Source organism: Klebsiella sp. 141240 (assembly GCF_050600805.1).
Taxonomy (GTDB): domain Bacteria; phylum Pseudomonadota; class Gammaproteobacteria; order Enterobacterales; family Enterobacteriaceae; genus Klebsiella; species Klebsiella aerogenes.
The window spans coordinates 1-288 of the sequence record NZ_JAQIRK010000083.1 but is presented as its reverse complement, the minus strand read 5'-3'; the positions used below and the strand labels follow the sequence as shown (position 1 = coordinate 288).

Genomic DNA, 288 nt, shown 5'->3' with positions numbered 1-288 from the left:
GGGTGAAGTCGTAACAAGGTAACCGTAGGGGAACCTGCGGTTGGATCACCTCCTTACCTTAAAGAACCTGCCTTTGTAGTGTCCACACAGATTGTTTGATAAATGATAAATTTCAAAATGTACTGTTAAGTGCATTGTGAAATTTTGCTCTTTAAAAATCTGGATCAAGCTGAAAATTGAAACGACACACAGCTAATGTGTGTTCGAGTCTCTCAAATTTTCGCAATCAGAAGTGAAACATCTTCGGGTTGTGAGGTTAAGCGACTAAGCGTACACGGTGGATGCCCT

Annotated in this window: 1 rRNA gene; it reads left to right on the top strand. The window is 41.3% G+C overall.

Going from position 1 to position 288, the window contains the following annotated elements:
- Positions 1–56: ribosomal RNA gene (locus tag PGQ95_RS26445) — 16S ribosomal RNA — on the top strand; the annotation flags it as partial.
- Positions 57–288 lie beyond the last annotated feature (232 nt).